This is a genomic window from Streptomyces sp. NPDC048436 (genome assembly GCF_043200355.1).
Classification (GTDB): domain Bacteria; phylum Actinomycetota; class Actinomycetes; order Streptomycetales; family Streptomycetaceae; genus Streptomyces.
The window spans coordinates 1-11,764 of sequence record NZ_JBICXP010000022.1 but is presented as its reverse complement, the minus strand read 5'-3'; the positions used below and the strand labels follow the sequence as shown (position 1 = coordinate 11,764).

2 protein-coding genes are annotated in these 11,764 nt (G+C 70.8%); both read left to right on the top strand.

The annotated features are described in order from the left end of the window. Nucleotides 1-3,295: type I polyketide synthase (locus tag ACGFX9_RS38305; protein ID WP_393484516.1), on the top strand; the 3,295-nt coding region annotated here is incomplete at its 5' end. Continuing rightward, nucleotides 3,285-11,764 (top strand): SDR family NAD(P)-dependent oxidoreductase (locus ACGFX9_RS38300; RefSeq protein WP_393484514.1); only part of this gene is annotated, 8,480 nt, incomplete at its 3' end. The genes ACGFX9_RS38305 and ACGFX9_RS38300, both read left to right, overlap by 11 nt.

The following is an 11,764-nucleotide window of genomic DNA, read 5'->3' as shown; positions in this document are numbered from 1 at the left end:
CCCCCACCACACCCTCCAAACCACCCTCGCCCACCACCACACCCACCACCACACCACCCACCAACCCAACCCAACCAACCAACCCGGCCAACCCAACCCCCACACCAAACTCCCCACCTACCCCTTCCAACACCAGCCCTACTGGATCACCCCGCCCACCACGAAAGCCTCCGGTTCGCCCACCGCGCTCGGCCAGGCCGCGGCCGGACACCCCATGCTCGGCGCCGTCCTCGACCTCCCCGACCGACACACCACCCTCTTCACCGGACAGATCTCACTCACCACCCACCCATGGCTCACCGACCACACCATCCACGACACCCCACTCCTCCCCGCCACCGCCATCCTCGACCTCACCCTCCACGCAGCCACCCACCTCGGCCACCCCCACATCGACGAACTCACCCTGCACACCCCCCTCACCCTCACCGACAACACCACCTACGACCTACGCCTCCTGGCCACCCAAAACGAACCGGACAGGTCCTACGCACTCACCTTGCACTCTCGTTCCGCGGACGACACGGAGTGGACCCACCACGCGACCGTCGTCGTCACCGCCGACGAGCAACCGTCCAACTCAACTCAGCCTTCGATGGATTCGACCAGCTGGCCGCCCGCCGGCGCTGCGGCCGTCGATCTGGTGTCGGCGTACGACGACCTGGCCCGGCGCGGCTACCACTACGGCCCCCGCTTCCAGGGGCTGACCGCCGCCTGGCGCGACGGCGACGACCTCTACGCCGAGATCGACCCGCGCGCCGCGACCGGCGGGGGCGGCGAGGGCGGCGAGGCGAGTCCGGAAGCCGAGGGCGCGTACGGGATCCATCCCGCGGTCCTCGACGCCGCCCTCCACCCCCTCGCCCTGCATCCCGAGGACGGCGCTTCCGGCGCCACCAGTCAGACGTCCCTGCCGTACGTCTTCCAGGGCGTCACGCTCCACACCCCGGGCGCCACCGGCGCCGTATCCGCGCTGCGTGTCCGTCTCACCAAGACCGGGCCGCGGACTCTTGCCCTCAGCGTCACGGACACGTCCGGCTCGCCGGTCGTCTCGATCAGCTCACTCACGCTCCGCCCGCAGAGCGCCCCCACGCGGGCGACACTCCGCCAGGTCTCCTGGACGACCGTGCCGGTGCCTCCCGCTGCCGTGCGCCCCGACGCGTTGCTCACCTTCGGTGACAACGCGGGCGGCCCGCTCACCTCGCTGGTGGCCGCCGAGAGCCGGTACGCGGACCTGAGCGAACTCTCGGCGGTGCTCGGTACCGCGGGGAGCGGGACAACCGCTCCCGAGTCCGCGCCCCGGACCGTCCTCGCCCTGCTTCCCTCCGCCGAGCCCGCAGCGGAGCCCGCCCCCACTGCTTCCGCCGCTGAACCCGGCAGCGCGCTCAGGGACGTACTCAGCCGTGCGCTCGTCCTGCTGCGGGAGTGGTTCACCGACGAGCGTCACGACGGCACGCATCTCGTCCTCGTCAGCCGACGTGCCGTCGCCGTACGCCTCGGTGAAGATCCCGATCCGGTCCAAGCGGCGCTATGGGGCCTCGTCCGTACGGCGCAGTCCGAGCACCCGCATCGCATCACGCTCGTCGATCTCGACACGCACCCCGACAGCCTCACCGCGCTCCCGCACGCCCTCGCTCTCACGCTCGCGGCCGGGGCAGGGACCGGGGCAGGGACCGGGGCGGCCGGAAACTCTTCCGCCGTGGAGCCGCTCCTCGCCATCCGGCAAGGCACCCTCCACATCCCCCGCCTCACCCGGCTTCCCAGCCCCACCCCGGACACACCGGCACCCTGGGACCCTCAGGGCACCGTCCTGATCACCGGCGGCACCGGCACCCTCGCCGCCCACACCGCGCGGCATCTCGTGACCCGGCACGGCATACGCCACCTGCTCCTGGCCAGCCGCTCCGGCCAGCAAGCACCCGGGGCCACGCAACTCGCCGACTCTCTACGCGAGTTGGGCGCCGACGTCACCATCACTGCCTGCGACACCGCCGACCCCGACCAACTCACCACACTCCTCAACACCATCCCCACCCAACACCCCCTACGCGCCGTCATCCACACCGCCGGCGTCATCCAGGACGCCACCATCACCACCCTCACACCCGACCAACTCAACGACGTACTACGCCCCAAAGCCGACGCCGCCTGGAACCTCCACCACGCCACCCGCCACCTCGACCTCGACGCCTTCATCCTCTACTCCTCCCTCGCCGCCACCGTCGGCTCTCCGGGGCAGGCCAACTACGCCGCCGCGAACGCCTATCTCAACGCCCTCGCCCACCACCGCCACACCCAGAACCTGCCCGCCACCAGCATCGAGTGGGGTCCGTGGGCCGACAGCCGCGGGATGGCCGGGCAGCTCTCCGATACGGATGTCGCGAGGATCACCCGTACGGGGTTCCCGCCCCTGACGGCCGAGGACGCGCTCGATCTGCTGGATGCCGCGCTTGCCGTCCCGGAGCAGCCCGTGGTGATCGGTACCGCGGTCAGTGCGGCAGCGCTGCGCGCTCAGGCCGACGACGGGAGCCTTCCACCGCTCCTCGGCGACCTCGTCCGCGGCGGCCTGCGCCGGACCGCCTCGGCCTCAGCCTCAGTCTCAGCCACGGCCAACGGCTCCCCTGCGGCGGCCACGAACATCGAGTCCCTCGCCTCCCGGCTCGCCGAGCTGGATGAGGCCGGACAGCAGCAGCATCTGCTCGGCCTGGTGCGGCAGACCACGGCGTCGATCCTCGCGTACTCCGATGTCTCGGACGTCCCACCGCAGTTGGGATTCCTCGACATGGGGCTCGACTCCCTTTCGACCATCGAGCTGCGGAACGCGCTCGGCGGCCGGACGGGGCTCCGCCTCCCGGCGACCCTCGTCTTCGACCACCCCACCCCCGCGGCCCTCGCCCGTCATCTCCAGCGGCAGCTCGCGTCCGCCGAACTCGCGTCCGCCAACAGCGACGGCCCCGGCCGGGGGGATGCTCTGGGTGATCTCCGTCGACTGGATCTGTCGCTCTCCTCGGTGTCCGAGACCGACGGCGCCCTGCGTACGGAGATCAGAGATCAGCTGCGCACATTGCTCAAAGCATTCGAGGCGGCCTCACCCCCCGGCAACGAGCAGGCGACTCAGCCGCATCAGGCCGGCCAGCCGACCGGCGAGCAGGTGGCCGATGAGCTCCGCTCCGCATCGACGGACGAAGTACTCCGGTTCATCGACCGCGAGTTCAGTGGCAGCAGCGAGTTCAGTGGCAGCAGCGACTTCAGTGACACCCTCCACGTTTCCCATGAGGCGGTTTCCGATGGCGAATGAAGAAGAGCTTGTCGACTATCTCAAGCGGGTCTCCGCAGACCTGTACCAGACGCGCCGGCGCCTGCAGGACATGGAGGACAGCGCCCATGAGCCGATCGCCGTCGTAGGCATGGGCTGCCGCTTCCCGGGTGGCGTCAACTCCCCCCAGGACCTGTGGGAGTTGACGTCCGAGGGCCGCGACGCCATTTCGGGGTTCCCGACGAACCGTGGCTGGGACCTCGACGGTCTCTTCCACGAGGACCCTGACCACCCGGGCACCTCGTACACCCGGTCCGGCGGTTTCCTGTACGACGCGGATCAGTTCGACGCCGATTTCTTCAACATCTCGCACCGCGAGGCACAGGCCATGGACCCGCAGCAGCGGCTGCTCCTTGAGGTGGCTTGGGAGGCCCTTGAGGCTGCCGGAATCGATCCGGGTTCCGAGACGGTGTCCGGCTCCAACACCGGTGTGTTCGCGGGCGTTTCGGCACACGACTACGGGCCGCGTGCCACCCACGCACCCGCGGAGTACCAGGGATATCTGCTGTCGGGGAGTTCCGGGAGCGTGGCCTCGGGCCGCATCGCGTACACGCTCGGCCTTCAGGGACCCACCATGACGGTGGACACCGCCTGTTCGTCCTCGCTGGTCGCGGTGCACCTGGCCTGTCGGGCCCTGCGCAACGGTGAGTGCGACATGGCGTTGGCCGGCGGCGCCGCCGTGCTGCCCACGCCCGCGGTCTTCCTGGAGTTCAGCCGCCAGCGAGGGCTTGCCGAGGACGGGCGCTGCAAGGCCTTCGCCGCGGAGGCGGACGGGACCGGCTGGGCGGAGGGCGCCGGGCTGATCGTCCTGCAGCGCCTCAGCGACGCCCAGGCACAGGGCCGCAACATCCTCGCCGTCATCCCCGGCTCCGCCGTCAACCAAGATGGCGCCAGCAGCCGGCTGACCGCGCCGAACGGTCCCGCGCAGGAGCGGGTGATTCAACAGGCCCTCGCCGACGCTCGTCTGACTGCTGATCAGGTCGACGCCGTCGAGGCACACGGCACGGGTACGACCCTGGGCGACCCCATCGAAGCCCATGCCCTCCTCAACACCTACGGACAGCACCACACCGCCGAACAACCCCTGCACCTCGGCTCGTTGAAGTCCAACATCGGGCACGCGCAAGCCGCCGCAGGCATCGGCGGCATCATCAAAATGGTCCAAGCCCTCAACCACGATGAGCTGCCCCCCACCCTGCACGCCGACAACCCCTCACCCCACATCGACTGGACCACCGGCCACGTCTCCCTGCTCACCAAAGCCACCCCCTGGCCCAAGCACAACCGGCCCCGCAACGCCGCCGTCTCCGCCTTCGGCGTCAGCGGAACCAACGCCCACCTCATCCTCCAACAAGCACCCACCCCCACCACCAGCACCGCCGAAGAAGAAGCACCCCAACCGCCCGCAGAACACATCGCGCTGGCCCTCTCCGCCAAAACACCCACCGCACTGGCAGCCCAAGCCGCCCGGCTGCACGACCACCTGCGCGACCACCCCGACACCGCACTCGCACCCACCGCACACGCACTCACCACCCGCTCGGTCTTCACGCACCGCGCCGTCATCACCACGGACGACCGCGACGAAGCCCTCACCGCCCTCACCTCCCTCGCCGAAGGCACACCACACCCCGCGCTAGCCACCGGGCGCGCCACTCCCGCCCCCGGCGAGACCACCACCGGGAAGACCGCGTTCCTCTTCCCCGGCCAGGGCTGTCAGTACCCCGGGATGGGCAGCGGGCTGCTGGCCTCCTCCGACGCCTTCCGCTCACACATCGCGGCGTGCGAGCTCGCTCTGGCTCCGTACGTCGACTGGTCCCTGACCGACGTCCTGCTCGGCGCGGAGGGCGCGCCGAGCCTGGAGCGCGTGGATGTCGTGCAGCCGGCACTGTTCGCGGTCATGACGGGGCTCGCCCGTCACTGGGAGGCCCACGGGGTCCGGCCGGACGCGGTACTCGGCCACTCGCAGGGCGAGATCGCCGCCGCCCATGTCGCCGGTGCGCTGGACCTCGACGACGCGATGCGGATCATCGCGTTGCGCAGCCGGGCCATCACGGCGCTCGAAGGGCGCGGCGGCATGGCCTCCCTGCCGCTGGGCACAGCTCGGGTCACGGAGCTGCTCGCTCCCTGGGAGGGCAGAGTCGGCGTCGCCGCCGTCAACGGGCCCGCCGCCACGGTCATCTCCGGCGACATCGACGCCCTCGACGCGTTCCTGGCCCACTGCGCGGAGAACGACATTCCGGCGCGCCGCATCGCGGTCAGCTACGCCTCGCACTCCCACCACATCGACGAGCTGCACGATCAACTCCTCGCCGAGCTGGCCGACATCAGGCCGCGGCCCGCGCGGATCCCCTTCTACTCCACGGTCACCGGCGCGCGCCTCGACACCGCCGAGCTCACCCCGGAGTACTGGATCCGCAACCTGCGCCGGCCGGTGCGGCTGGAGGCCACGACGCGTGCCCTGCTGGGCGACGGTTTCCTCACCATCATCGAGTCGAGCCCGCACGCCGTGCTCACCCCGGCCGTTCAGGACACCATCGACGCGCGTGCCGAGGAGGAGGCCGAAGGAGCGGCCGAAGGGGAGGAGCGCGCCGCCGCGGCAGCTCCGACAGGTGAGCGCGCCGCCCCGGTCCCGCCGCTCGTCACCGGCACTTTGCACCGTGACCGTGACGACCACCAGGCGTTCCTGGGCGCGCTCGCCAAGCTCCACACCCACCATCACACCCTCGACTGGTCCATGGGGGTCGGCCGGAACAGTGGCGGTCCCGGACTGCGGCTGCCGCTGTCGCTGCCGACGTACGCGTTTCAGCGCCGTTCCTACTGGCTGACCGCGTCGACCGACGGGGTCGGTTCGCCCACCGCGCTCGGCCAGGCCGCGGCCGGACACCCCATGCTCGGCGCCGTCCTCGACCTCCCCGACCGACACACCACCCTCTTCACCGGACAGATCTCACTCACCACCCACCCATGGCTCACCGACCACACCATCCACGACACCCCACTCCTCCCCGCCACCGCCATCCTCGACCTCACCCTCCACGCAGCCACCCACCTCGGCCACCCCCACATCGACGAACTCACCCTGCACACCCCCCTCACCCTCACCGACAACACCACCTACGACCTACGCCTCCTGGCCACCCAGAACGAACCGGACGGCACCGGACGGCGTGAACTCACGTTCCACTCCCGCGCTCACGACGACGAGGAGTGGACCCACCACGCGACCGCTTCCCTCTCGGCCGATGCCCCGCAGAGCACCGGGTCCCAGCTCGGCGCCGGTGCGGAGGCGTGGCCGCCGCCGGGCGCGGCTGCCGCAGGCCTCGACGGCTTCTACGAGACTCTGGACCGGCGCGGCTACCACTACGGCCCCCGCTTCCAGGGGCTGACCGCCGCCTGGCGCGACGGCGACGACCTCTACGCCGAGGTCAGCCTGCCCGACGCGGCGGACACGGACGGCGCGTACGTCATCCATCCCGCGCTGCTCGACGCCGCCCTCCACCCTCTTGCGCTCCACCCCGACAACGGCACCGGCGGCGAGACCGGTACCGCCCTGCCGTATGTTCTCGAAGGCGTCACCCTGCACAGCCCGCAGCGCCCGGCCATCGCCCTCCGGGTCCGGCTCACCCGCACAGGTGAGCACACCCTGACGCTCACCACCGCCCATCCCGACGGCACCCCGTACGCCACCATCGGCGGCGTCACGCTGCGGCCGCGGGCCACTCCGGCCCCGTCCACCCCGCTCCACCGAGTCGCCTGGACCGAGCGTCCCGCGCCGCCCGCCGTCGCGCGACCGGCGGGTCTCGCCTGGCTCGCACTCTCCTCCGACGGGCACCCGGCCGCCACGCTGGTCCCGGACGACGGTCGCTACGCGGATCTGACGGGGCTCGCCGCCGCGCTCGACGGCGGCACCGCGGTGCCGGATCATGTGCTCGCCCCGCTCACGGTCGGCACCGGCGCCCGGCACGGCGGCGCGCACGAGACCCACGAGGTGCTCGTCCGCGTCCTGGGGCTGCTGCGGGAGTGGCTGGTCGACGACCGTTACGTCGACAGTCACCTCGTCCTGCTCACTCAGCACGCCGTCACTGTCCACACCGGCGAGAACCCCGACCCCGCCCAGGCCTCCCTCTGGGGTCTCATCCGCACCGCACAGACGGAACACCCGGACCGCATCACCGTCATCGACCTCGACACCCACCCCGACACACTCGCCGCGCTCCCCCACGCCCTGACCACCGACGAACCCCACCTCGCCGTCCGACAGGGCACCCTGCACACTCCCCGCCTCACCCGGCTCCCGAGCCCCACGGTCACTCCGCCCGCCGACGCCTCCGCCTGGCGGCTCGACCTCACCCGCAAGGGCTCCTTCGACGGGGTGACGGCAGTCGAGTATCCGGAGGCCACCGAGCAGTTGGGGGCAGGCGAGGTCCGCGTCGAAGTGCGGGCCGCGGGACTGAACTTCCGTGACGTGCTCGTCACCCTCGACATGGTGCCCGGCCAGGAGGGCGTCATCGGCGAGGGCGCCGGCATCGTGACCGAGGTCGGCCCTGAGGTGCGTGGGCTCACCCCCGGCGACCGCGTGATGGGCATGTTCTCGCAGGGCATCGGCCCCGTCGCCGTAACCGATCAGCACCTGCTGGCCCGGATGCCCGACGCCTGGTCGTATGTGCAGGCCGCCGCCGCTCCGGTCGCGTATCTGACGGCGTACGAGGCTCTCAAGGGGCGGGTGAGCGCGGGCGAGTCCATGCTCGTGCACACCGCGACCGGCGGCGTGGGCACGGCGGCGCTGCACCTTGCCCGGCACTGGGGCGTCGAGGTCTACGCCACCGCGAGTCCCCACAAGTGGCACGCGCTGCGCGACCTCAGCATCGACGACGACCGCATCGCCTCGTCGCGCACCCTCGGCTTCGAGGACGAGTTCCGGCAGCGGACCGCGGGCCGGGGCGTCGATGTCGTGCTCAACTCCCTTGCCGACGACGCCATCGACGCGTCGTTGCGGCTGCTGGCCGACGGCGGCCGGTTCATCGAGATGGGCAAGACCGACATACGTGACGCCCGGCAGGTGGCCGCGGCGCACCCGGGTGTCGACTACCGGGTGTACGACCTGACGCAGACCGCGCCGGAACGGATCCATGAACTCCTGACAGAGCTCACCCCCCTGTTCGACAGCGGTGCGTTGCTGCCGCCGCCGGTGAGCACGTTCCCGATCGGGCAGGCCCGCGAGGCACTGCGCCATCTCAGCCGGGCACGGCACATCGGCAAGGTCGTCCTGAGCGTTGCGGCGCCGGTCAGGACTGACGGAACGGTCCTGATCACCGGCGGCACCGGTGTCCTCGGCTCGCTCACCGCACGGCATCTCGTGACCCGGCACGGCATACGCCACCTCCTCCTGGCCAGCCGCTCCGGCCAGCAAGCACCCGGGGCCACGCAACTCGCCGACTCACTACGAGAGTTGGGCGCCGACGTCACCATCACCGCCTGCGACACCGCCGACCCCGACCAACTCACCACACTCCTCAACACCATCCCCACCCAACACCCCCTACGAGCCGTCATCCACACCGCCGGCGTCATCCAGGACGCCACCATCACCACCCTCACACCCGACCAACTCAACGACGTACTACACCCCAAAGCCGACGCCGCCTGGAACCTCCACCACGCCACCCGCCACCTCGACCTCGACGCCTTCATCCTCTACTCGTCGCTCTCGGGCACGCTGGGCGCCCCCGGCCAGGCCAATTACGCGGCGGCGAACGCCTCTCTGGACGCGCTCGCCCACCACCGCCAGGCGCTGGGGCTGCCCGGGACGAGCCTCGCGTGGGGCCTGTGGGCCGAGCACAGCGGGATGACGGGACACCTCACGGAGGCCGACGTCGCCCGCATCACCCGCTCCGGGTTCCCGCCCTTGGCGACGGACGACGCGCTGGCCTTCCTCGATGCCGCGCTGGCCACGACGGAACCCGCTCCGGTACTTGCCCGCGTCAGCCCCCCGGCACTGCGGGCCCTGGCCCGCGACGAGGCTCTGCCGCCGCTCCTACGCGATCTCGTACGGGTCCCGGTGCCCGCGCGCACAGCTGGCGCGAGGAGCACCGCTGTCCCAACCGGGGGGCCGCGCGGGGGTGGTGACGCCGGACCGTCGCTCAAGGAGCGTCTGGCGGGCATACCCGAGGGTGAGCGTTCCGCTGACGTGTTGAAGCTCGTCCGCGCGACGATCGCCGCGGTGCTGGCTCACCCCGAGCCCGAACTCATCGCCGCCCAGCAGTCGTTCAAGGAGCTGGGCTTCGACTCCCTCACCACGGTCCAGCTGCGCAATCATCTCTCCCGCGCGACGGGCCTGCGCCTGCCCTCGACCCTGGCCTTCGACCATCCGACACCGCAGGACCTGACAGACCACCTCCTGCTCCAGCTCGCCCCCCAGCAGGACGCCACAACCCACCACACCAGCACCCCCTCGACCGCGACAGCCGGGCCCGGCGAACCGATCGCCATCGTCGGCATGGGCTGTCGCTACCCCGGCGACATCAACTCGCCCGACGAGCTCTGGTCCTTGGTGTCCCAGGGGCGCGATGCCATCGGCCCCTTCCCCATCGACCGCGGCTGGGACTTGGCACGCCTCTTCGACACGGACGCCGATACCGACCGGCCGGGAACCTCCACGGTTCGCCGAGGTGGTTTCCTCTACGACGCGGATCAGTTCGACGCGGGTTTCTTCAACATCTCGCCGCGTGAAGCCAAGGCCATCGACCCCCAACAACGCCTCCTGCTCGAAATCACCTGGCAGGCCCTGGAAGACGCGGGCATCGACCCCACCACCCTCGCCGGCTCACAGACCGGCGTCTTCACCGGACTGTCCCCCAACCACTACGCCGCCCACGGCGACACCGACCTCGAAGGCCACCTCCTCACCGGCAACGCCCTGGCCGTCGCCTCCGGCCGCATCTCCTACACCCTGGGCCTGCACGGCCCCGCACTCAGCGTCGACACCGCCTGCTCGTCGTCCCTGGTGGCGGTGCACCTGGCCTGCCAGGCCCTGCGCAACGGTGAGTGCGACATGGCGCTGGCCGGGGGCGCCACCGTCATGGCCACCCCCGAAGTCTTCATCGAATTCAGCCGCCAAGGCGGCCTCGCCCCCGACGGACGCTGCAAAGCCTTCGCCGCCAACGCCGACGGAACCGGCTGGGCCGAGGGCGCAGGAGTCATCGTCCTGCAACGCCTCAGCGACGCCCAGGCACAGGGCCGCAACATCCTCGCCATCATCCCCGGCTCCGCCGTCAACCAAGACGGCGCCAGCAACGGCCTCACCGCACCCAACGGCCCCGCCCAAGAACGCGTCATCCAACAAGCCCTCACCAACGCCCGACTGACGCCCGACCAGGTCGACGCCGTCGAGGCACACGGCACCGGAACCACCCTGGGCGACCCCATCGAAGCCCATGCCCTCCTCAACACCTACGGCCAGCACCACACTGCTGAACAGCCCCTGTACCTCGGCTCGTTGAAGTCCAACATCGGGCACGCGCAAGCCGCCGCAGGCATCGGCGGCATCATCAAAATGGTCCAGGCCCTCAACCACGACGAGCTGCCGCCCACCTTGCACGCCGATCAGCCTTCACCCCACATCGACTGGGCATCGGGACACATCAGCCTGCTCACCAAGCCAGCACCCTGGCCGGACAGGGGCAGGCCCCGCAACGCCGCAGTGTCGTCGTTCGGGGTGAGCGGTACCAACGCCCACGTCATCCTCCAGCAAGCACTTGCCTCCACCACAGCAGAAGAGGAAGCGCCGCAAGCGCCCCTAGGGCACGTCGCGCTGTCCCTTTCCGCCAAGACACCCACCGCACTGGCCGCTCAGGCCGCCCGGCTGCGCGATCACCTGCGCGATCACCCCGACGCCGCACTCGCACCCACCGCACACGCGTTGGCGGCCCGCACCCTCTTCGACCACCGCGCCGTCATCACCACCAACGACCGCGACGAAGCCCTCACCGCACTCACCTCCCTCGCCGAAAACACACCACACCCCGCACTCATCACCACACCCACCACCCCCACCACGCAGACCGTGTTCCTCTTCCCCGGCCAGGGCTGCCAATACCCCGGCATGGGACGCGCCCTCTACGACACCCACCCCGTCTTCCGCGACGCCCTGGATGAGGTCTGCCACGCCCTGGACCAGCACCTCGAACACCCCCTGCGCGACATCATCTTCTCCCACCCCGGAACCCCCCAAGCCACCCTCCTGGACCGCACCGACTACACCCAGCCCGCCCTCTTCGCCCTGGGCACCGCCCTCTTCCACCAACTCACCCACCACCACATCACCCCCGACCTCCTCATCGGACACTCCATCGGTGAAATCACCGCCGCCCACTGCGCCGGCATCCTCACCCTCACCGACGCCGCCCACCTCATCACCACCCGCGCCCGCCTCATGCACACCCTCCCCCC